General features: G+C 71.4%; 21 protein-coding genes. 4 read left to right on the plus strand and 17 right to left on the minus strand.

Annotated features, from left to right (window positions below; genetic code table 11):
• Positions 1-4: 4 nt before the first annotated feature.
• Both radA and disA read left to right on the plus strand, forming a co-directional pair.
• Positions 5-1,411, plus strand: a complete 1,407-nt coding sequence (gene radA / locus ACP7BP_RS03910; protein ID WP_426242680.1) for a DNA repair protein RadA — start codon at positions 5-7, stop codon at positions 1,409-1,411.
• A 113-nt stretch (positions 1,412-1,524) separates the two neighbouring features.
• Positions 1,525-2,622: a DNA integrity scanning diadenylate cyclase DisA gene (gene disA, locus ACP7BP_RS03915; RefSeq protein WP_426242681.1), complete on the plus strand. Its 1,098-nt coding sequence runs from the start codon at positions 1,525-1,527 to the stop codon at positions 2,620-2,622.
• A gap of 94 nt (positions 2,623-2,716) precedes the next feature.
• Here disA and ACP7BP_RS03920 read toward each other — a convergent pair whose 3' ends face one another.
• On the minus strand, positions 2,717-3,574 hold the full coding sequence (locus tag ACP7BP_RS03920) for a hypothetical protein (protein WP_426242682.1): 858 nt from the start codon (positions 3,572-3,574) through the stop codon (positions 2,717-2,719).
• A gap of 69 nt (positions 3,575-3,643) precedes the next feature.
• Here ACP7BP_RS03920 and ACP7BP_RS03925 point away from each other — a divergent pair, with 69 nt between their 5' ends.
• Positions 3,644-4,510 (plus strand): A/G-specific adenine glycosylase, encoded by an 867-nt coding sequence (locus ACP7BP_RS03925; RefSeq protein ID WP_426242684.1) that lies wholly within the window; start codon positions 3,644-3,646, stop codon positions 4,508-4,510.
• Positions 4,511-4,516: 6 nt separating this feature from the next.
• Here the strand turns inward: ACP7BP_RS03925 and ACP7BP_RS03930 are convergent, their stop codons facing one another.
• From ACP7BP_RS03930 to ACP7BP_RS03980, 11 genes are all read right to left on the minus strand, one after another.
• Positions 4,517-5,194, minus strand: coding sequence for a VOC family protein (locus tag ACP7BP_RS03930; RefSeq protein WP_426242686.1), 678 nt, complete (start codon positions 5,192-5,194; stop codon positions 4,517-4,519).
• Entirely contained in the window at positions 5,191-5,613 is a 423-nt protein-coding gene (locus ACP7BP_RS03935; protein WP_426242687.1) for a cupin domain-containing protein, read from the minus strand. Before ACP7BP_RS03935 ends, ACP7BP_RS03930 begins: the two co-directional genes overlap by 4 nt.
• A complete protein-coding gene (locus tag ACP7BP_RS03940) occupies positions 5,610-6,620 on the minus strand; it encodes a zinc-binding dehydrogenase (RefSeq protein WP_426242689.1) in 1,011 nt (336 codons plus the stop codon). The genes ACP7BP_RS03935 and ACP7BP_RS03940 overlap by 4 nt, the downstream gene beginning before the upstream one ends.
• Before the next feature lie 74 nt (positions 6,621-6,694).
• Positions 6,695-7,138 (minus strand): PaaI family thioesterase, encoded by a 444-nt coding sequence (locus tag ACP7BP_RS03945; protein WP_426242690.1) that lies wholly within the window; start codon positions 7,136-7,138, stop codon positions 6,695-6,697.
• Positions 7,135-8,667: a class I adenylate-forming enzyme family protein gene (locus tag ACP7BP_RS03950; RefSeq protein ID WP_426242692.1), complete on the minus strand. Its 1,533-nt coding sequence runs from the start codon at positions 8,665-8,667 to the stop codon at positions 7,135-7,137. The genes ACP7BP_RS03945 and ACP7BP_RS03950 overlap by 4 nt, the downstream gene beginning before the upstream one ends.
• On the minus strand, positions 8,664-9,425 hold the full coding sequence (locus tag ACP7BP_RS03955; protein ID WP_426242694.1) for an ABC transporter ATP-binding protein: 762 nt from the start codon (positions 9,423-9,425) through the stop codon (positions 8,664-8,666). Before ACP7BP_RS03955 ends, ACP7BP_RS03950 begins: the two co-directional genes overlap by 4 nt.
• A complete protein-coding gene (locus tag ACP7BP_RS03960) occupies positions 9,422-10,198 on the minus strand; it encodes an ABC transporter ATP-binding protein (RefSeq protein WP_426242696.1) in 777 nt (258 codons plus the stop codon). The genes ACP7BP_RS03955 and ACP7BP_RS03960 overlap by 4 nt, the downstream gene beginning before the upstream one ends.
• Entirely contained in the window at positions 10,191-11,132 is a 942-nt protein-coding gene (locus ACP7BP_RS03965; RefSeq protein WP_426242698.1) for a branched-chain amino acid ABC transporter permease, read from the minus strand. The genes ACP7BP_RS03960 and ACP7BP_RS03965 overlap by 8 nt, the downstream gene beginning before the upstream one ends.
• Positions 11,129-12,085 carry a branched-chain amino acid ABC transporter permease gene (locus ACP7BP_RS03970; RefSeq protein WP_426242700.1) on the minus strand — a complete coding sequence of 319 codons (957 nt, stop codon included), beginning with the start codon at positions 12,083-12,085 and terminating at the stop codon, positions 11,129-11,131. The genes ACP7BP_RS03965 and ACP7BP_RS03970 overlap by 4 nt, the downstream gene beginning before the upstream one ends.
• 40 nt (positions 12,086-12,125) lie before the next feature.
• Positions 12,126-13,373 carry an ABC transporter substrate-binding protein gene (locus ACP7BP_RS03975; protein WP_426242702.1) on the minus strand — a complete coding sequence of 416 codons (1,248 nt, stop codon included), beginning with the start codon at positions 13,371-13,373 and terminating at the stop codon, positions 12,126-12,128.
• Positions 13,370-14,374: a proline iminopeptidase-family hydrolase gene (locus tag ACP7BP_RS03980; protein WP_426242704.1), complete on the minus strand. Its 1,005-nt coding sequence runs from the start codon at positions 14,372-14,374 to the stop codon at positions 13,370-13,372. Before ACP7BP_RS03980 ends, ACP7BP_RS03975 begins: the two co-directional genes overlap by 4 nt.
• 140 nt (positions 14,375-14,514) lie before the next feature.
• On the opposite strand from ACP7BP_RS03980, the gene ACP7BP_RS03985 reads away from it, so the two are divergent.
• Positions 14,515-15,279 (plus strand): GntR family transcriptional regulator, encoded by a 765-nt coding sequence (locus ACP7BP_RS03985; protein WP_426242706.1) that lies wholly within the window; start codon positions 14,515-14,517, stop codon positions 15,277-15,279.
• A 94-nt stretch (positions 15,280-15,373) separates the two neighbouring features.
• Here the strand turns inward: ACP7BP_RS03985 and ACP7BP_RS03990 are convergent, their stop codons facing one another.
• From ACP7BP_RS03990 to ACP7BP_RS04010, 5 genes are all read right to left on the minus strand, one after another.
• Entirely contained in the window at positions 15,374-17,956 is a 2,583-nt protein-coding gene (locus tag ACP7BP_RS03990) for an ATP-dependent Clp protease ATP-binding subunit (RefSeq protein WP_426242708.1), read from the minus strand.
• A gap of 223 nt (positions 17,957-18,179) precedes the next feature.
• Positions 18,180-18,506 (minus strand): histone-like nucleoid-structuring protein Lsr2, encoded by a 327-nt coding sequence (locus ACP7BP_RS03995; RefSeq protein WP_426242710.1) that lies wholly within the window; start codon positions 18,504-18,506, stop codon positions 18,180-18,182.
• A gap of 87 nt (positions 18,507-18,593) precedes the next feature.
• Positions 18,594-20,045, minus strand: coding sequence for a hypothetical protein (locus ACP7BP_RS04000; RefSeq protein ID WP_426242712.1), 1,452 nt, complete (start codon positions 20,043-20,045; stop codon positions 18,594-18,596).
• Entirely contained in the window at positions 20,042-20,962 is a 921-nt protein-coding gene (locus ACP7BP_RS04005) for a hypothetical protein (protein ID WP_426242713.1), read from the minus strand. The genes ACP7BP_RS04000 and ACP7BP_RS04005 overlap by 4 nt, the downstream gene beginning before the upstream one ends.
• A complete protein-coding gene (locus ACP7BP_RS04010; RefSeq protein WP_426242715.1) occupies positions 20,959-21,390 on the minus strand; it encodes a hypothetical protein in 432 nt (143 codons plus the stop codon). The genes ACP7BP_RS04005 and ACP7BP_RS04010 overlap by 4 nt, the downstream gene beginning before the upstream one ends.
• Positions 21,391-21,484 lie beyond the last annotated feature (94 nt).

A 21,484-nucleotide genomic window follows, 5' to 3' on the forward strand; every position in this document is an offset into this window, starting at 1 on the left:
GGGCATGAGCAAGGTGCGGCTGTCCTACGCGTGCAGCAACTGCGGTGCCGAGTACGGCAAGTGGTTCGGGCGCTGCTCCAAGTGCAACGAGTTCAACACCCTCGAGGAGGGCAAGCGGGAGCTCAAGGTCGTCGGGCTCAAGTCGTCCTCGACCGGCACGCCTCCCGCCCGGGCAGCCCGCCGCGTGTCGGAGATCAGTGACGACGAGGTGGGCCGCCGCCTCAGCACGGGGAGCGGCGAGTTCGACCGGGTGCTGGGCGGCGGGCTCGTGCCCGGTCAGGTCCTGCTCCTCTCCGGGGAGCCCGGCGCCGGGAAGTCCACGCTGCTGCTCACCACCGCCGACACCGTCGCGGCCACGACCGGGCGTCCCGTCCTCTATGTCTCCGGCGAGGAGTCGATCCAGCAGATCGCCACCCGGGCTCGACGGGTGAGCGCCACGAGCGAGCACCTCTACCTCGCAGACACCAACGACCTCGGCGAGGCGATCGGGCATCTCGACGCGCTGGGCCCCGACGTGGCCTTGGTCATCGTCGACTCCGTGCAGACCCTGGCGTCCTCCGACGTGGACGGACGACCGGGAGGCGTCACCCAGGTCATGGAGGTGGCCACCACGCTGACTCGGCTGGCGAAGGCGCGAGGCATCGCGTTCTGCCTCGTCGGCCAGGTCACCAAGGACTCCACCGTCGCCGGGCCCCGAGCGCTCGAGCACGTCGCCGACACCACGCTGTCGATCGACGGAGACCGCCACACCCCGCTGCGGCTCCTCCGAGCCGTCAAGAACAGGTTCGGACCAGCAGACGAGGTGGCCTGCTTCGAGCAGACCGACACCGGGATGGTCGAGGTGGCCGACCCGAGCAGCCTGTTCCGCGGGGTGCGCGCCGAGCCGGTGGCCGGCACGTGCACCACCGTCACCGTCGAGGGTCGGCGGCCCCTCCTCGCCGAGATCCAGGCTCTCGTGTCCTCGACCAACGCACCCAACCCGCGCCGTGGCGTCCACGGTCTCGACTCCTCGCGCGTCTCGATGCTCATCGCCGTCACCGAGAAGGTGGCGGGGCTGCGGCTCTACGACAAGGACGTCTTCGCCGCCACCGTCGGAGGGATGCGATCGAGCGATCCCGGAAGTGACCTCGCTGTCAGCCTCGCCATCGCGTCGGCGGCGAGCGGCATCCCCTTCCCGCTCGACGTCGCAGCCATCGGCGAGGTGTCCCTGTCAGGCGACATCCGGCGGGTGACCTTGATCGGGCAGCGCATCAACGAGGCCGCACGACTCGGATACCAGCGCATCCTGGTGCCGACCGGCACGCGCGACTCGGTGCCGCTCGGCAGGGCGAAGTCGGCGATCGTGGAGGTGGCGACGATCCACGAGGCGTTCGCCACGCTGCGGGCGCTCCAGCCCGGCAAGCCGGGGTGATCGACCAGGTGTCCCGCACACCGGGGACCACCGGCCGGCCCACCTGCGTCCCCTAGACTGACGGCCGCGGCACGCTCAGTCCGGGGCGACACGTTGCGCCGCGACAACGTGGGATGGGGGGCACCGTGGTCGGCACCGAGCGCTCTGAGGAGACGCTGCGCCTGCGTGCGACGCTCGCGTCGATAGCCCCGGGAACCCCGCTGCGGGACGGCCTCGAGCGCATCCTCCGCGGCCGCACAGGCGCGCTGATCGTGATCGGCCACGACAAGCTGGTCGAGTCGATCGCCACCGGCGGGTTCGTCCTGGACGTGCCCTTCACCGCCACCGGCCTGCGCGAGCTCGCCAAGATGGACGGCGCGGTCATCCTCGACAAGGACATCACCCGGATCCAGCGCGCGGCCGTCCACCTGATGCCCGACCACACGATCCCCTCCGAGGAGACCGGCACGCGGCACCGCACGGCCGAGCGGGTGGCCAAGCAGACCGGCTTCCCCGTCATCTCGGTGAGCCAGTCGATGCAGATCATCGCGGCGTACGTCGGGGACACGCGGCACGTCCTCGAGGAGGCCGGCCAGATCCTCTCCCGCGCCAACCAGGCGCTCGCCACACTGGAGCGTTACAAGCTCCGTCTCGACGAGGTCTCCTCCACCCTCTCGGCCCTGGAGATCGAGGACCTGGTCACCGTGCGCGACGTGGCCGTGGTCGCCCAGCGGCTGGAGATGGTCACCAGGATCGCCCGCGAGATCGAGGACTACGTGCTCGAGCTCGGCACCGACGGCCGGCTCCTGTCGCTGCAGCTCGAGGAGCTCGTCACCGGGGTCGACGCCGAGCGTGAGCTGGTCATCCGCGACTACCTGCCGGGCGGCCGGCGCGGCCGCACCCCGGAGGCGCTGCTCGCCCAGCTCGAGGCGCTCTCCCCCACCGACCTCGTCGACCCCGGCTCGGTCGCCCGGGCCCTCTCCCTCGGCAGTGGTGAGCATCTCGACGGTGCGGCCGCCCCGCGCGGCTACCGCCTGCTGGCCAAGGTGCCCAGGCTACCCAGCGCAGTGGTCGACCGGCTCGTCGAGCACTTCGGCGGCCTCCAGCAGCTGCTGTCGGCAGGCATCGACGACCTCCAGGCCGTCGAGGGCGTCGGTGAGCTCCGGGCTCGCAGCGTGCGCGAGGGGCTCTCCCGGCTGGCCGAGTCCAGCATCCTCGAGCGCTACGTCTGACGTCGTACTCGCTGGGTAGTCCGGTGCGAAATGTGGCTCCGCGCGCCCAGAAACCCCGCTTTTGCACCGGACTACCCCCCGGGCAAGCTCGCGGTCAGCCGCCGTTCGGCTCGACCGCACCCGAGGGCGAGGCGTCGCCCTTCTTCTTGCCCTTGGTGTCCTTCGGGGGCTCGGCGGTCTTCGTGACCGTGACCGGCGCGGGGACCCCGAGCTCGAACTGCACGTCGACCGGCTCACCGGCGTACGTCGCGGCGAACAGGTGGTACCACCCGGCGGCGGCCCACTCGGTCAGCTTGGAGCACTCCTCGTCGGAGCGGCGGCCGCTCCACACCACCGGCACGGTCGTGTCGTAGTCCTTGTAGAGGGTGACGTCCTGGGTCGGGATGGACTTGCGACACTCGCGGCTCGCCCAGATGTCGTCGTCGCCCGAGGTGATCTTGAGGGTGAGGGTGTCGGCGGAGACCTGCCACGTGCACGCCGGCGTCACCTTGGTGCGCAGGTTCAGCAGGAACTGAACCTGGCCGCCCGCCGTGGCGCCGTCGGCGGTCGGCGCGATGGCGACGTCCTCGTTGGTGCAGACGCCGGTCGGGGTCGGCATCACCGGCGCCTCCGGGGTCTCCTCCACCTTGCTCGCCTTGGTGCGCTTCTTCTTCCTGCCCGGGTCGGCGGGCGGCGACCCGGAGGGCGGCGCGGCCGTGTCGGTGGCTGACGACGTGGCTGGCGACGTGGCAGGAGTCGCCGGCGGGCTGGCCGGGTCGCCGGTCGAGCTGCCGGCCGATGACGAGGCCGCCGCACGCGTCGCCTTCGGCGGATCGGACTTCGCGTCGGAGCCACCGCCGAGCACTCGCGCGATCCCGAAGACCAGGAGGAACACCACGCTCAGCAGCAGCACCCGGCGAACCCAGTACACCCGAGGGGGCAACGGACCCTTCGGTGTGGTCAGCGCGGTCATGGCCGCCACGCTAGCCAGCCGGGCAGGCCGGATCGGGTTGCCACTCCGGGCGCCGTACCATCGGCCGCGATGAGCGACCTGCACGCGCCGATCCTGCGGTGGTACGACGCCCACCAGCGTGACCTGCCGTGGCGCCGGCCCGAGGCGACCGCGTGGTCGGTGCTCGTCTCGGAGCTCATGCTCCAGCAGACGCCGGTGGCCCGCGTGCTCCCGGTGCACGACGCCTGGCTGGAGCGCTGGCCGCGGCCCGCCGACCTGGCCGCCGAGCCGGCGGGCGAGGCCGTGCGTGCCTGGGGTCGGCTGGGCTACCCGCGCCGCGCCCTTCGACTGCACGCGGCGGCCCAGGCCATCGTCGAACGGCACGGCGGTGAGGTGCCCGCGTCGTACGACGACCTGCTGGCGCTGCCGGGCGTCGGCGACTACACCGCGGCGGCCGTGGCCAGCTTCGCCTTCGGCCGCCGGCACGTCGTGCTCGACACCAACGTGCGCCGGGTCTTCGCCCGCACCGGCGGCGGCGTGGAGTTCCCGCCGCCGTCGGTCACCCGGGCCGAACGCGACCTCGCCACCGAGTTGCTGCCGGACGACGCAGCCACCGCCGCCACGTGGGCCGTCGCCGTGATGGAGCTCGGCGCACTCGTGTGCACCGCTGCCACGCCCCGTTGCGCGGACTGCCCGGTCGCCGACCTGTGCGCGTGGCGGCTGGCGGGCTTCCCGGCGTACGACGGACCTCCGCGCCGTGGACAGGCCTGGGCCGGGACGGATCGCCAGTGTCGCGGCCGGATCATGGCCGTGCTCCGCGAGACCGACGGCCCGGTGCACCGCTCGCGGCTGGACGCGGTGTGGCCCGACGCCGACCAGCGGGCCCGCTGCGTCGTCTCGCTCCTGACGGACGGCCTGTTGGTCGAGGCGGCCCCGGGGAGCTACGCGCTGCCCTAGCCTGGGTCAGCGCGCGACGCGGCGTACGAGCAGGCCGTCGAGCTCGATGTCGGGCTGCGGCCCGTCCGGGACAGCCAGCTCCGCGACCCGCACCCCGCCATCACCCGGGGCGAGCGTGACGACGACGTCGCCGTCGTCGAACACGTGAGCGCCGCCCTCCGCGGGCGGGAGGCCGGCGTGTGCCAGCAGCGCACCGAGCCCCTGCGGGTCGGGGCACTCCAGGGTCACCGCGACCAGCACCGGACCGTCGGCCGGACCCGCGGGCATCGGTGTCTCCCACTCGATGAGGAACGGGATGTAGGGGTGCAAAGGGATCGGGGCGAGATCGCAGATGCGCCACCGGATGACGTCCCCCGCCGGTGTCGTGCGCGAACCGTCGTGGATGTCACCGGCGTCGAAGCCTGCGGCGACGACCGCGGCCCGCACCTTCTCCATGTCGGTCACCCGCAGCGCCCAGCTGAACGGCCCCGAGGTCTCGAGCACCCGTCGACCTGCCTCACTGGTGGCGTCCGGCGCGGCGGTGATGAGCTCGACGAACGCCGCACGCGGCCCACGCACGAGCGAGTTGCTCGTGCCACCGGGGTGCTCGCCGCCGACCGTGGCGGTCAGGCCGGCCCGGCTCCAGCGCTCGCGGGCCCGGCCCGGATCGCTCACGGACACCAGGAGGTGGTCCACGAAGGTCATGTCGATTCTCCGCTCTGCCCGTCGCCGGGCTCGTCGTGATGGAAGTCGTCGGGGCGGTACGGCGCCTGCGCCAGCAGGTAGGCGAACGGCTCAGAGCCGTCGGTGTTGTCCACCCGGTGGGTCACGCCGGGCGGTACGGCGAGGAAGCCCCCTCGCCCCAACCGGTGTGCGGTGCCCGATCCGGCCCTGGTCGTCAGGTGCAGGGTCGCCGTACCCCGCAGGGCGACGAAGTGGTCCCACCTGTCGGTGTGGTGGTGCGCGGCAAGCTGCCGACCCGGCGGCACGACCTGCACCGCGAAGCCGATCTCGTCGGTCGCGTGCACGGTGGCGACGCCCACGTCGTCGACCCACTGCTGCGGGGTGAGCGCCGCGAGGTCGGCGACGAAGACCGGTGTGGGGTCGTCCGTCGGGTCGGTCATGCGCCCGGCTCGAGCACCAGCTTGCCGACGAACCCGCGCTGCTCGAGGAGCTCGAAGGCCTCGCGGCCGCGCTCCAGCGGGAGGGTGCGGTCGATGACCGGCTTGAGGGCGCCGGAGCGGACCAGGTCGAGCAGGGCGTGCAGGTCCTCGCGGTGCCAGCCGTTGGACCCGACGATGTCCAGCTCGAAGGACCAGACGTAGCGCAGGTCGGTCTTCGGGTCGTAGCCGGCCGTGGCACCGCAGGTGAGCAGCCGGCCGCCGTTGCGCAGGCTTCGCAGTGACGGCACCCAGGTGTCGCCTCCGGTGAAGTTCACGACGACGTCGACCCCGCCCTCCCCCCAGACCCGGGGCTTGCCGTACCGCTCGTGGACGGCCTCCATGATGCCGTCGGTGGCGTAGTTGATGCCGTCGTGGGCGCCGATCTCCGCCAGCCGCGCGAGCTTCTCGTCGGAGGAGGCGGCGACGATGACGTGCGCGCCGGCGTTGCGGGCCAGCTGGACGCAGCAGGTGCCGACCCCGCCGGACGCGCCCAGGATCAGCACCTTCTCCTCGGCCGCGATCCGGCCACGGGTGTGCATCATCCGGTACGCCGTGCCGTAGGCGACCGGGATCGCCGCCGCGTCGGCGTAGGACACGTCGTCGGGCAGCGCGATCAGCGTGTGCGCACCGACCTCGCAGTACTCCGCCAGGCCGCCGTCGAGCATCTCGCCGATCAGCTTGGTCTTCTCCCGGTCGAACGGGTCCACGAGCACGCGGTCCCCGACCTTCCAACCGGTGACGCCCGGACCGACCTCGACGATCTCACCGGCCATGTCGATGCCCATGATCACCGGCAGCGGCACCTTGATGCCCGGCATGCCGCGCATGGTGAAGATGTCGTGGTAGTTCAGGGCACAGGCCTTGACCGCGATCACGACGTGACCCTCGTGGGCCTGTGGGTCGGGCCAGGCGGACTCCAGGGTCAGGTCGTCCACGGTGCCGTGCTGGTGCAGTACAAGGGCCTTCACGTCGGTCGGCTTCCTCTCGTCGGAAGTGCTGCTGCGGGTGCAGGTGGTGGGGCGGGGGCCCGGGCCGGGCGCGCTCAGCCCGGGTTGGCGGAGTAGCAGCCCCGGCCCACCGCGGTGAGCCGTCCGGCGTCGTCCAGCACGTCGACGTCGGCCACGGCGACGGTCCGGCCGGAGCGGCGCACGGTGGCGTGAGCGAGCAGGAACGGCCCGGTCGAGGGGCGCAGGTAGTCGACCCGGAAGTTGATGGTGGGTACGCCGGCGCCCACGACGGTGGCGACGGCGAAGTCACCGGCGGTGTCGATCAGGCTGGCGACGGCTCCGCCGTGGAACTGGCCGGTCCCGGCGGCGCGCTCGAGCTGCGGGAGCAGCGGCATCCGCAGGGTGACCCGGCCGCGCTCGACGTCGACCTCCTCGCAGGTGAGACCGAGCAGCACGGCCAGGGGGGACCCGGCGAGCCACTCCTGGGCAGTGGCGACGTCCAGTCGCCCGTCGTCCGCTGCCGGGGCCCGGTCGCTCATGGCGCCCATCCCTGGTCTGCCTCCAGCTGCTCGGCCGTGGCGAGGAGCTGCTTGACGTCGACCTTGTTGGTGCCTGCCAGCGGGAGCTCGGTGCGGAACGCGACGCGGCGCGGATGCAGGTGCGGTGCACCGTTGGCCAGCGCGTAGGCCTTGACGTCAGCCGCCGTGAGCTCGCTTCCCACACGCGGCACGACGAACGCGACGGGCACCTCACCACGATCGGCGTCGGGCAGCGGCACGACGACGGCCTGGTGGATGTCGGGGTGGTTCTCCAGCAGCGCCTCGACCTCGCCGGGGTAGATGTTCTCCCCGCCGCACACGAACATGTCGTCCGCCCTGCCGACGAAGTAGTAGAACCCCGCCTCGTCGCGGCGCACGATGTCGCGGGTGTTGTACCAGCCGTCGTCGAGCACCTCGGCGGAGCGTTCGGGCAGGTGGTGGTAGGCGTCCATCACCGCCGGGGTACGGGTGAACAGCACGCCCTGGTCCCGGTCGCCGCCCTCGAGGCGCAGCTCGACGCCCGACAGTGGGTAGCCCATCGCGCCGTCCGGGCTCGGCCGGCCGTCCGGGTGCGCCCCGAACATGGCCGGCCCGGCCTCGGTGGTGCCGTAGGACAGCGAGAGCCGGACGTCCGGCAGCAGCCTGCAGGTCGCGGTAAGCAGCTCGGAGGAGGTGGGCGCAGAGCCCAGGCTGAGCGACCGCACCGAGCTCAGGTCGGCCCGGCCGGCCAGGGCCTCCTGCACCGCACGGGACCACATCGTCGGCACGGCACTGACCTTGGAGACCTGGTAGTCGCGGATCGCGCGGACGTAGTCCTCGGTGCGGAACCGGGGCTGCAGCACGATCGTGTCGCCGAGCAGCAGAGAGGCGCTGCTGACCACGATGCCGTTCATGTGGAAGAGCGGCTGGGCGATGATCGTCGTCTCGGGCTCGCCGTCCGCCGAGGGGACGGCGAGCAGGTCGAGCGCCCAGAGCTGGCCGGCGTGACTGAGCGGGACACCCTTGGGGATGCCGGTGGACCCCGACGTGTAGAGCATCTCGGCGATCGCACCGGGCTCCGGGTCGATGCCGGGGACGTCGGCCGGGCGCACCACCTTCGCGAAGCCCTCGTCACCGGGATCGTCGAAGTCGATGACGGGCACACCGTCGGGCACCAGCGTGCGTCCGGAGTCGTCGACGAACACCAGCCGCAGCTCGGCGTCGCGCACGATGACGTCGAGGACGTTGGCCGGGAACTTGTGGCTCAACGGCACCGCGACCAGTCCGGCGCGCATGGTGCCGAGGTACGCCGCGAGGTACTCCGTGCGGTTGAGCGCCACGATCCCGACCCGCTCACCCGCCCGAAGACCGCGAGCCAGCAGGTGCTCGGCGACGCCGCCCGCGAGCCGGTCGAGCTCGCCGTAGGTGGTGGTCGTCGGCTCGGGCCCACGCAGATCGATCACGGCCGGTCGGCTCGCGTTCTGCGGGGTGGTCGCCAGCACGTCGCCGAGGTTGGTCACCTTCGACAGGCGCGACGGTTGAGTCGTCACGAACGGTCTTCTCCTAGCGATGCGGCTGCATCGTCGTCGCGGGTGTCACCCAGGTAGGCATCGACCACCCGGGGGTCGTTGAGCAGCTCGGCGCCGGTCCCGGTGTAGCGGTTGCGGCCGAGGTCGAAGACGTAGCCGCGGTCGGAGATCTCCAACGCGCGGCGGGCGTTCTGCTCGACCATCAGGATCGTCACGCCGGCGCCGCGGATCTCCTGGATCTGCTCGAACAGGTGGTCGACGTACTGCGGGGCGAGTCCGGCGGTGGGCTCGTCGAGCATCACCATCCGCGGCTCCGGCATCAGCGCCCGGCCCATGGCCAGCATCTGCCGCTGGCCGCCGGAGAGCACGCCCGCCGGCTTGCCGGCGGCCGTGCGCAGCTGCGGGAACAGCGTGTAGACGTGGTCCTTGCGCTCGCGGACGTACGCCGCCCGCGCGCGGGTCGCACCCAGGTCGAGGTTCTCGTCGACGGTCATCGACGGGAACACGTTGTTGAGCTGGGGCACGAAGCCCATCCCGAGCCGGGCGGTCTGATGGGCCCGTAGCTGGAGCACGTCCTGGTCGAGGAAGTTGATCGCGCCTCGGCGCTGCGGCACCCACCCCATGACCGCCTTGAGCAGGGTGGACTTGCCCGCGCCGTTCGCGCCGACCACGGTGACGATCTCGCGTTCGGCGACCTCGAGGTCGACCTCGGTGAGGATGTCGAGCCCCTGCCGGTAGCCGGCGGTGAGCTGGTGGACGACGAGCATCATGTCCCTCATGGGGTGACCGTCCGCTTCGATCCGAGGTAGGCGTCCACGACGGCCGGGTCCTGACGGACCTCGGCCGGGGTGCCGCGGGAGATGACGGCGCCCTGCGCCATCACCACGACGTGGTCGGCGTTGCGCATGACCGCTCCGATGTCGTGCTCGATGAACAGGAAGGTCGTACCGTCCTCGTCGCGGATCTGGTGGATGAGCTCCATCAGCCGCAGCCCGAGCGTGGGGTTGACGCCCGCCAGCGGCTCGTCGAGGAGCACCATGCGGGGCCGGGCCATGAGCAGCCGGGCCAGCTCGAGGAGCTTGCGCTGACCTCCGGACAGCGCCCCGCCGTACTCGTCGACCTTCGCGGCGAGCCCGACCCGCTCGAGCAGCTCGCCTGCCCGCTCGCGCGCCCGGGCCTCGGTGGCGCGCGAGGCACCCGGCCGCAGCAGGCCGAGCAGCCGCTCGCCCGGGTGCCGGTGGCTGGAGAGCAACAGGTTGTCGAGCACAGTCATGGCGACCATCACCCGGGGCAGCTGGAAGGTGCGCATCAGGCCGAGCCGGGCCACCTGGTGGGCGCGCCGGGTGGTGATGTCGCGGCCGTCGTACCGGATGGAGCCCTGGTCGACCGGCAGCGAGCCGCTCACCAGGTTGAAGGTGGTGGTCTTGCCGGCCCCGTTGGGTCCGATCAGAGCAGTGATGCTGTGCTCCTCGACCTCGAAGCTTGCGTCGGTGACGGCAGCAACGCCGGCGAAGGACTTCGCGACCGAGTCGACGCGCAGGATCTCAGCCACGGAGCACCATCTCCTGCTTGTTCCCGAAGAGCCCCTGCGGCCGGTACATCGCGGTGACGACCAGCACCACGCCGACGATGATCATCCGCAGGGCTGCCACCCGGTCGCTGCTCAGCGGCAGGTCGGCGAAGCGGGCGCCCTCGAGGACGACAAACATGAGCACGGCGCCGTAGGCGATGCCGAGGTAGCTGCCCAGTCCGCACAGGAGCAGCACCGCCGTGGCGGTGAACATCACGTCGAGGCTGAACGAGTTCGGGTAGACCACGCTGAGGTTGAGCGCCATCAGCACTCCGGCGACGGCGGCGCACATGCCGGAGATCGCGAGCGACTGCAACTTGTAGGCCAGGACGTTCTTGCCGAGGGCCTCGGTGGCGACCTCGTCCTCGCGGATGCCGCGCAGCACCCGGCCCCACGGAGTCCGCTGCAGCGTGCGCAGCGCCAGCGCGAGCACCAGGAAGGCCGCCCACGCCACCAGGGTCAGCGGCAGCGCGAACTGGTTGCCGAGGCCCAGGGGCTCGAGCCACTCCATGATCTTGACCTGGAGCTCGATCCAGCTGGAGTCGAAGCCAGAGAGGCCGTTGTTGCCGCCGGTGATGTCGACCAGGTTCTGAACGACGATCACGACGATGCTCGCGGCGGCCAGGGTGACGATCGCGAAGTAGTCGTCCGGCAGCCGTAGGGACGGCAGCCCCACCAGCACCGCGAACAGGGCGGACGCCACGACTCCCGCCAGGCAGGCGAGGAGGAACGGCCACTCTGCCTTGAGCACGAGGAGCGCCATCGTGTAGGCGCCGACGGCCATGAAGCCGGACTGGCCCAGGTTGGTGATCCCGGTGAACCCCATGTTCAGCTGGACGCCCAACGTGAACGTCGCGTAGATCGCGGCGATCGTGAGCACGCCGAGCCAGAAGTCGGGACTGCTGAAGCCGCTCATCGCAGCGCCGCCCGTCCGAGGAGCCCGTTGGGCCGCACGATCAGCGTGATGATGAGGACGGCGAAGCCCATCGCCAGCTTCCAGGGCGGGTCGATGAAGAGCGTCGACCACTCCTGCACCAGGCCGATCAGCAGACCGCCCGCGAGGGCGCCGAAGGCGCTGTGGATCCCGCCGAGGATGGTCGCCGCGAACATGCTCAGCAGCAGCATGAACCCGAAGTTCGGGGTGATCACCCCGACGGTGCCGGCGGTGAGCACGCCGGCGAGACCGGCGGCGCAGCCGGCCACGGCCCAGGTGACCACCGTCCAGCGCCCGGAGTCGACGCCCGAGGCCTCGGCGAGCTCCTTGTTGTCCGACAGGGCGCGGAGCTGGCGCCCCGCGCTGGTGTACTTGAGGACGCAGGCCATGGTCACCAGCGCGATCGCGCCGATCACCAGCGCCCACAGCTGGACGTAGCCGATGCGGACGCCGCCCACCAGCTCCACCGATCGCGAGACGTTGACGTCGATCCGGCGCGGCTCGGCGCCCGCGATGACCTGGACGAGACCACGGAGCGCGAAGGCGAGCCCGATGCCGACGAGCAGCTTCTGCAGCATGCCGGCGTTCTTGGTGCGCAGCGGCCGCCAGAGCGCGTACTCGGTGATCACGGCCACCAGCCCGGTGATCGCGATGGCGACCACCGCGGAGAGCACGAGGTCGAGTCCGGTCGTGGTCGCCACCAGCAGCGTGAGGTACGCCGCCACGGTGAGCAGGTCACCGTGAGCGAAGCTGATGATACGCAACACGCCGAACACCAGGGCGACGCCGAGGGCTCCGAGCGCGATCGTCGTGCCGGTTGCCAGTCCGTTCAGGGTTGTCTGGGTGACGGCGCGGCCGCCCTCGAGGGCGACCAGCACCGCCACCACGACCACGATCGCCACGGCCCAGAGCACCGGCCGCTTGGCCGAGCTCATGACGGACCTCCTTCCGGGGAGGTGATCGCGAACGGACCGCTCACTCGACGGTGATCTGGTTCTCGACGGTCAGCTTGCCGTCGATGAAGCGGAACTGCTCGTAGAGAGCGATCTCGGTGTCGCCGTCCTCACCGATCTGGATCGGCCCGGATGCGCCGGCGTAGTCGATGTCCTCGCCGGCCTGCAGCGCCTTGATGGCCTCGGGCAGATCGAGGTAGGAGTACTCCTTGCCCGGGGCGTTGGCCACATCGCGCACCTTCGCCGTGATGTCACCGGGGTCGGTGGAGTCGGCCGCCACGGCCGCCAGGTAGCAGAGCATCGAGGCGTCGAAGACCTGGGCGTCGAACGGGCCGCGCTCGCCCTCCGCGGTCGCGAGCTCGTCGAACGCCTTCGCCTGCGGGGTGTCGGTGACGACGCCTCCCTGGGTGCCTCGGGCCCCCTCGAGCGCCTCGGGGGAGATCGAGTCGGGGATCGGCGAGACGTTGAGGGCGTCTGAGACGAAGAGCTTGTTCGGGTCGTACTTGCCAGTGCGCAGCAGGGCGTCGGCGAGCTTGCCGAAGGTCTCGGGGTAGTCGGCGACGACGATCGCGTCCATGTCGTCCTCCGTCAGCTGCTGGGCCTCGGACTCGAAGCCCGGCTGGGTGGCCGAGTAGCCGACGCTGAGCGAGACCTCGCCGCCCAGCTCCTCCCACGCCTTCGTGAAGGACTCCTCGAGCCCGATGCCGTAGGAGGAGTTCTGGAACGCGAACGCGACCTTCTTGCCCTCGGCGCCGCCGAGGGTGTCGTGCACGACCTGGGCGAGCGCCCCACCCTGCAGCTGGTCGGGCGGGATGATGCGGGTGATGGTGCCCGCGTCGTCGACCTCGCGGAGCGCCGCGGCGGACGCCTCCGGCACCATCGTCATCTTGCGGGCCTTGGTGACCGCGTTGAGCACCGCGACGGACTCCGGGGTGGTGATCGGACCGATCAGGCACGACGCTCCGGCCCCGACGACCTTGCGAGCGGCGGCGACCGCGCCCTCGGCCTTCGACTCGGAGTCGGCGGTCTCGATGCCCACCGTCATGGCGCCGTCGATGTCGGCGACCTCGTCGTTGACGGCCTGGGCGGCGAGCTCCATGCCGCGGGTCATGGGCGGGCCGTAGCTGCCCAGGTCACCGGTCATCGCGTGGATGCCGCCGATGGTCAGCTCGTCGGCGCCGTCGGAGCCGTCGCCGGAGCCGTTGGAGCCGCACGATGCGAGCAGGGCGGCCACGGAGACCGCTGCCAGACTGCCGAAGAACCTCTTCACAGTGATGCCTTTCGTTGGTGGCGGTCCCGAGCGGAGGTGGGTGGTGCGTCGTGGTCGCCGATGAAGTCGCCGACGACGCGGAGCCACTGGTCGGTCTGCTCGACGTGCGGGGTGTGGCTCGCGTCGGCGAACACGTGTGCCCGCGCGTCCGGGATGCGCTCGACGTACGGCGCCCAGGTCTCGGGGGTGGCCTGGTCGTGCTCGCCCCCGATGACCAGGGTGGGGACCTCCACGGCGTCCAGGCGCTCCACCACTGACCAGTCCGCCAGGGAGCCGATCACGTGGAACTCGCTGGGGCCGTTCATCGCGTGGTAGACGGTCGGGTCCTCATCGGCCTGCGCCAGGCTGGCCGCGACGTCGGCCGGCAGGGGCAGGACCCGGCAGAAGTGCCGCGAGTACACGAAGGCGGTGGCGTCGCGGTACTCCGCTGAGTCCGTGGTGCCCGCCTCCTCGTGGCGGAGCAGCGTCTCGGCGACCTGCTGCGGCAGCTCGGCGAGCAGCTGGTGCGCGGCCTCGATCCACAAGGCCATCGACGCCGGGGAGTTGCAGATCGTGAGGCTGGCCAGCCCCGGCGGCCGGTCGACGGCGAACTCCGCGCCGAGCATGCCGCCCCACGAGTGGCCGACCAGGTGGTAACGCTCGATGCCGAGCTCGGTGAGCAGCGTGGCCAGCTCGTCCTTGAAGAGGTCGATGGTCCAGAACGACGGGTCGGCGTCGGGCAGGTGGGTGCTGTTGCCGCAGCCGAGCTGGTCGTAGTGGACGACGGCGCGGCCGCTGGCGGCGAGGCCGGCCATCGGCAGGTAGCCGTTGTGGGCCAGCCCCGGACCACCGTGCAGGACGACGACCGGAGTCGGCGCGGCCAGCTCGGTCGGGCCGCCGTCGGCCCGGTCGGCGCGGCCCCCGGGCAGGTCCCCGGTCACGCGGAACCACGTGCTGTGCCCGGCGAACGCGACCTCACCGGTGCGCACCCGGGGTGCCTCGCACTGCTGTGGGTCATCCATGCCGGCCTCCTGAAGGTTTGCGTAAGTTACTTGTATAGTCAGTGATCTGTCAACGGTATGGCAGAGCCGGCCGGAGCAGCGGGGCAAGATAGGCGGAACGGCCCGGACCCGGTGGCCGCGACGAAGGGATGAGGAGTCACGTGAGCCGTAGCCGTGTGTCGGGCGCGATCTCTGCGGGCGACGCGACCGCCGGGCGGCTCGATGCGCCACCGCCACGACGCGGGGACCAGTCGATCAGCGACTGGGTCCACGACGTCGTCCGCCGCGACATCCTCGAGGGTCGGCTCAGGCCCGAGGAGGTCCTCGTCGAGGGTGTGCTGGCGGAGCGCTTCGGCGTGAGCCGCGGCCCGGCGCGTGAGGCGCTGCAGCGGCTGCACCGCAGCGAGCTCGTCCGCGCGATCCCCCGCCTGGGCTACATCGTGACCTCGGTGAGCGTGCGCGACTACGACGAGATCTTCCAGACGCGGATCGCCCTCGAGCCGCTGGCCGCCGAGCTCGCCACGCGTCGGATCGCCGAAGGGCTCGTCGACACCACCACCCTGATCGAGGTGTCGCGGCACGACGAGCGGCTGCTCGACGAGAGCATCCGCGACGGCGGGGCGAGCCTGGCGCGGGCCAACCACGAGTTCCACCTCGAGGTCGCCCGCCTCTCGGGCAACCGCCGGCTGGAGCGCATCATCGACGGCCTCCACGACGACCTGCAGCGGGTGCTGGCGGCGCTCACCTACTCCCCCGCGATCCTGCGCTCGATGTGGAACCACGACTCGGACCTGGTCGCAGCCATGACCGCGGGAGATCCGGCCGCCGCCCGCGAGGTGATGTACCAGGAGCTCATCCAGGCGCACGCCCTGATGCGCGACCTCGCCATCGGCGGCGACCTCACCCTGGACCCCGGACGCCCCTGACCCAGGGCGCCGGTCGAGGCGTCGCGCTCCACGAACCGACCTGAAATGACGGAACGGCCCGCCCCTGCAGGGGCGGGCCGTCCTCGGTCGTCGTTCAGTCGGACTTCGGCACGTCCACGGGTCCGGCGCTGTCGTCGGGACCCTCGATGGGCGGCAGCTCGGCGTCAGCCGAGACGGCAGCCGTCTCGAACGGCGGCATGTCGGGCAGGGCGTTGACCTTCTGGCCCTCGAAGGTGAACGTCGCGGTCGGGCCCTCGCCCTCCACGTCGACGAGCACGATCTGGCCCGGACCGACCTCGCCGAACAGCATCTTCTCGGCCAGGACGTCCTCGATCTCCCGCTGGATCGTGCGCCGCAACGGACGCGCGCCCAGCACCGGGTCGAAGCCGCGCTCGGCCAGGAGGTTCTTGGCCGGCTGCGTCAGCTCCAGCTGCATGTCGCGGTCCTTGAGCCGCAGCTCCACCGCCGCGACCATGTTGTCGACCATCGAGACGATCTGCTCGCGCGACAGGGGCGGGAACACGATGATCTCGTCGACGCGGTTGAGGAACTCCGGACGGAAGTGCTGCTTGAGCTCGTCGGAGACCTTGGCCTTCATCCGGTCGTAGGAGCCCGCGGCGTCACCCGACTGCTGGAAGCCCAGGCTGACGGACTTGTTGATGTCGCGGGTGCCGAGGTTGGTCGTCATGATGATGACGGTGTTCTTGAAGTCGACGACCCGGCCCTGCGAGTCGGTCAGCCGGCCTTCCTCGAGGATCTGCAACAGGCTGTTGAAGATGTCGGGGTGGGCCTTCTCGACCTCGTCGAACAGCACCACCGAGAACGGCTTGCGCCGCACCTTCTCGGTCAGCTGGCCGCCCTCTTCGTAGCCGACGTAGCCGGGAGGCGAGCCGAAGAGCCGCGACACGGTGTGCTTCTCGCTGAACTCGCTCATGTCGAGCTGGATCAGCGAGTCCTCGTCACCGAAGAGGAACTCTGCGAGCGTCTTGGACAGCCACGTCTTGCCGACGCCGGAGGGGCCGGCGAAGATGAACGACCCGCCGGGACGCTTGGGGTCCTTCAGGCCGGCACGGGTACGACGGATGGCCCGGCTGAGCGCCTTGACGGCCTCTTCCTGGCCGATGACGCGCTTGTGCAGCTCGTCCTCCATCTTGAGCAGCCGGGTGGACTCCTCCTCCGACAGCTTGACGATCGGGATGCCGGTGGCCACCGCCAGCACCTCGGCGATGAGCTCCTCGTCGACCTCCGCCACCTCGTCCATGTCGCCCGCGCGCCACTGCTTCTCGCGCTCGGACTTCTTCAGGATGAGCTGCTTCTCCTCGTCGCGCAGTCGCGCGGCCGCCTCGAAGTCCTGGCCGTCGATCGCGGCCTCCTTGCGCTGGCGCACGTCGTCGATCTTGTCGTCGTACTCGCGCAGGTCGGCAGGTGCGGTCATCCGTCGGATGCGCAGCCGGGAGCCGGCCTCGTCGATCAGGTCGATGGCCTTGTCGGGCAGGAACCGGTCGGAGATGTAGCGGTCGGCCAGCGTCGCCGCCGAGACGAGCGCCTCGTCCGTGATCGTGACGCGGTGGTGCGCCTCGTAGCGGTCGCGCAGGCCCTTGAGCATCTCGATCGTGTGGGCGATCGACGGCTCGGCGACCTGGATCGGCTGGAACCGGCGCTCCAGGGCGGCGTCCTTCTCGAGGTACTTGCGGTACTCGTCGAGGGTCGTGGCACCGATCGTCTGGAGCTCTCCGCGGGCCAGCATCGGCTTCAGGATGCTCGCCGCGTCGATCGCGCCCTCGGCCGCACCGGCACCGACGAGGGTGTGGATCTCGTCGATGAACAGCACGATGTCACCGCGGGTGCGGATCTCCTTGAGCACCTTCTTGAGGCGCTCCTCGAAGTCACCGCGGTAGCGGCTGCCCGCGACCAGGGCACCCAGGTCGAGGGTGTAGATCTGCTTGTCCTTGAGCGTCTCGGGCACGTTGCCCTTGACGATGTCCTGGGCCAGGCCCTCGACGATCGTCGTCTTGCCGACGCCGGGCTCGCCGATGAGGACGGGGTTGTTCTTCGTACGGCGGGAGAGGATCTGCATGACCCGCTCGATCTCCTGCCCGCGACCGATCACCGGGTCCAGCTTGCCCTCGCGGGCGGCCTGGGTGAGGTTGCGGCCGAACTGGTCGAGGACCAGCGAGGACGACGGTGCCTCGGCGCCTGCCGCGCTCGACCCGGCGCCCGCGGACGTGGACTCCTTGCCCTGGAAGCCGGAGAGCAGCTGGATCACCTGCTGGCGCACCCGGTTGAGGTCGGCGCCGAGCTTCTGCAGGACCTGGGCCGCGACCCCCTCGCCCTCGCGGATCAGGCCGAGCAGGATGTGCTCGGTCCCGATGTAGGAGTGGCCGAGCTGAAGCGCCTCGCGCAGCGACAGCTCGAGCACCTTCTTGGCACGCGGCGTGAACGGGATGTGCCCGCTCGGGGCCTGCTGGCCCTGGCCGATGATCTCCTCGACCTGGGCGCGCACCGCCTCCAGGGAGATGTCGAGGGACTCCAGCGCCTTGGCTGCGACGCCCTCGCCCTCGTGGATGAGACCGAGCAGGATGTGCTCGGTCCCGATGTAGTTGTGGGAGAGCATGCGGGCCTCTTCTTGGGCCAGCACGACAACTCGTCGGGCTCGGTCTGTGAACCGCTCGAACATGTGCGCTCCTCGCCTCCGTGAGGCAGTGGGAAAACCTTCGTCGAACCCGCGACCACAGTCTCGGGCTCACTGAGTCCAACTCGGGTCAAAGCCTACGTGTTCCCGGGTCACGAAGCGCAGCGGTCCGCTGAGAGCGAACGCGACGCCCCCGACCGACCCCGCGTCCGGACGCCGGTCCGGACGCGGGGTCGGTCGGGAGCCGGTTGGGGAGCCGGTTGGGGAGTCAGTGGGCGGCGTCGTAGGCCTCGCGCACGTCGGCGGGGATGCGGCCGCGCTCGGGCACGCTGTGACCGTTGGCGCGGGCCCAGGCCCGCACCTCCTTGGCGTTCACGCCCGAGGTGCTGGCCGCAGCCGAACGACGTCCGCGGCGGCCGCTGCCGACCTTGCGTGCGTGGCCGACGTAGCCGCCGAGCGCGTCGCGGAGGGCTGCGGCGTTCGCGTCGCTGAGGTCGATCTCGTACGACGTGCCGTCCAGGCCGAACTGCACCGTCTCGCTGGCATCGCCGCCGTCGATGTCGTCGACCAGGATGATGCTGACCTTTTGCGCCATAACTTTTCCCTCAATTCACGCGAAGTCGGATGCTTGCAAAGGCTAATCCTGCCGCGTGGGACACAAAAAGCAAAACTCAAGGCCAATTCATGCAGCCGCATTCCGGATAAACGAGGCCGGATCGGCGATATCCGGCCGACGAAGCTGTTCGCCGATTTCGGTGCGGAAGTGCATTGTGCTTGTCTCACGCACGCCGTCGGCTCCGAGGAACACGGCCTCCCGCATATCAGTGACCGCTGCGGCCACCGACGGGTCGGCACTCGCGTCGACCGCACCTGCGATGTCCGCGTAGACCGCGAGCCCGTGGTTGCCGTCGCCGGCGCCCAGGCTGCCGGTGCGGACGTCGGCTCGCACCGTGGTGTGGCGAGCGCCGGCTGGGTTGTCCTCGCCGTCGAGCGAGGGGACCACGTCTGCGGAGTTCTCCAACGAGAGCACCGTCACGTCATGGGGAATTCCGGAGGTGGCCACCGGGGCACCCGCGGTGACGACGTGGGTGACGTGATATCCGAACCCGGGATCCGCAGCGAGCGCAGCGGCCTGCATTCCACCTTGGGAATGACCGACCATCATCACCGGATCCGACGGATTCACCGCCGCCTGCTCCAGCGCCTTCGCGACGGCCTGGCCGTAGGCCGTGTCGTCACCGGCAATGAGGTTGAGATTGGCTCCCATGTTGCGAATTGCGTGGTCGTCGAGGAAGTCGTCGGTGCCGGGCAGGTGGACGATCCACCTCGTGTCGCCGTCGGCGCCGGTGATCCGCTGCACGGAGATGGCGCCGTCGCCGTGCGCCTCGGTCGTGGCGAGGTCGCCGATGAGGTCCGCGATGCCGGCGGGCACGGCGTAGGGGTGATCGCCCTCGGTGGGCACCGCCACTCCGGAGTAGTCGCCGAACAGGAGCTGACCGAGGTCGTCGGCGGCTGAGCCGGTCGTCGGGTGCGGGCCGTCGAGACCCAGGGCGTGCATGAACGGCCCACTCACCGGGTGGAGGCCGAGGCCGTCGAGCAGCCCACCGCCGCCGTTGACGAACGTCTGCACCACCTCGGGGTGCGCCTCGAGGTAGGCGACGACGTCCTGCTGGAGGTCGGCCGCGCGGGCGGGGCTGGCCTGGCGGACGGCGAGGTAGCCGAGTGCGCCGGTGAGCGCGACCGGCACGAGCTGGACGCCGAGAGCGACGCCGACGCCGTAGGACATCGCGTCGTACACCTGCCGCTGCAGCTCGTCGGCGGTGCGGTAGAGCTCGACCACGGCCGCGAACGCCAGGCTCTGCGCCTCGATCGTCACAGCGCGGGCGACCAGCCCGTGCGGGCCGTAGGTCGCGGCCAGGATCGCCGCCTCGGCCGCGGCGAAGGTCTGGGGGGCGAGCACGGCCGAGAGCACCAGATCACCGTCGGCGGCCTCGAGCTTGTCGTCCCACGCCGCGTCGGACAGCGCGGCGCCGACCGACTGGTAGAGCGTCCCCAGCAGCGCCAGGTCGTCGTACGACGCGGCGACTCCGCCGGCTCCGCCGCTGACCGTGATCGGCACCTGCTCCCCGCTCACCGAGCCACCCCCGCCGCGACGGACACCGGCCGTGCGAGCCAGAGCGCCAGGTCTCGCGGCTCCCGCCGCCTCAGCTCCGCCGTCGCCCCGGGCCCGGGACGCAGCTCATGCCACCCGTCATCGAGGAGCAGCCACGAGGCGACGGCCGGCACCTGCTCGATGTCACGACCTCGCAGGAGCACCCGCAGCCGCGCGCGGCACCCGGCCTCCAGGGCCGCGACCACGGCGGCGGTGTCGGCGGGGCTCGCCACCTCGAGCCCGCGGTGGTCACCCAGCCGCACGCTGCCCGCATGGTCGGCCGCCAGAGCGCCGAGGAGCTCGGGACGGCCCTCGCGGGCGGCCTTGCACCCGGCAACCAGGAGCTCGCTGGGCATCGACACGAACGCCGGCACCGCGCACTCGTCGGCTCCCGCGCGAGGCAGGGTCACCGCCCGGACGAGCTGGGAGGTCCACAGCGCGGCGTCGAACCACGCCAGCTCGTAGTCGCGCCCGCCGGAGGTCGACAGCTGGGTGACCATCCCCCCACCCGCGGCGAACCACGCGCGGAGCGGCACCACGTCTCCTCGGCGGACCACCGCCAGGTCGAGCCGGACGAGGAGCGCGCCCCGGGCCAGCACCCGCAGGGCCGCCAGAGCGACCGGCGTGAGGACGCCGTCGTCGACGAGGCCCCTCGCGGCGAGCCCGGCCAGGGCGCCGCCCGGACCCTCGTCGGCGGCCGGCTCGAGCGCACGGCGTACGTCGTCGTGGGCGGCGCTCGGACCGGGCGACCCGAGCCGCTCACCCAGCCCGTCGAGCGGCAGAGGCTCGAGCCGCAGCGGCAGCGGCACGTCGCCGGCCAGCCGGGCGGCAACGACCAGCTCGGCGAGCGGCAGCAGCACCCGGCGCGGCAGCACGGGCAGCTGCCCGAACGGGCTCACGTGCGGATCCCCGGGAGGAGGGCGGGCATGTCGAGCCAGTCGCGGTGGCCGGGCGGCGGGGTCGGGGTCTGCGCGATGGCGCGGTCGGCCTCGTCACCGCCGCTGAGCGCGTCCTTGATGCCGCCGATCACCGCCTCGACTGCGGCATCCGCCCGGTCGAGCGCGCTCGCGATGATCGCGTGCGCCTGCTTCTCGATCGTGGCGATGAGGTCGAGGAGGTGCTGCACCCGGTCGGCGTGCGCGCGCACCCGCGCGCCGGCCTCGTCGTAGGCGTCTGCCACCGCGTGCAGCTCGTCGCGGCGGTCGCGGGCGCGCGCCCGCATCCGGTCGGCGGCGACCGACGCCCACTCGACCGTCTCGCTGCGTGTGTGCAGCTCCCGCGCCTGCGCCCGCAGCGCCTCGCCCCGCGCCTCCAGGCGCTCGGCCACGTCCCTGATCCTCTTCGGCTCCCCGTACACGACGCCCCCGCAGTCGTTGTGGTCGATCTGACCCGGACCATGCTGCCGGGGATCGGGACTCGGT

The sequence above is a fragment of the Nocardioides sp. LHG3406-4 genome, assembly GCF_049897745.1.
In the GTDB taxonomy this organism is placed as follows: domain Bacteria; phylum Actinomycetota; class Actinomycetes; order Propionibacteriales; family Nocardioidaceae; genus Nocardioides.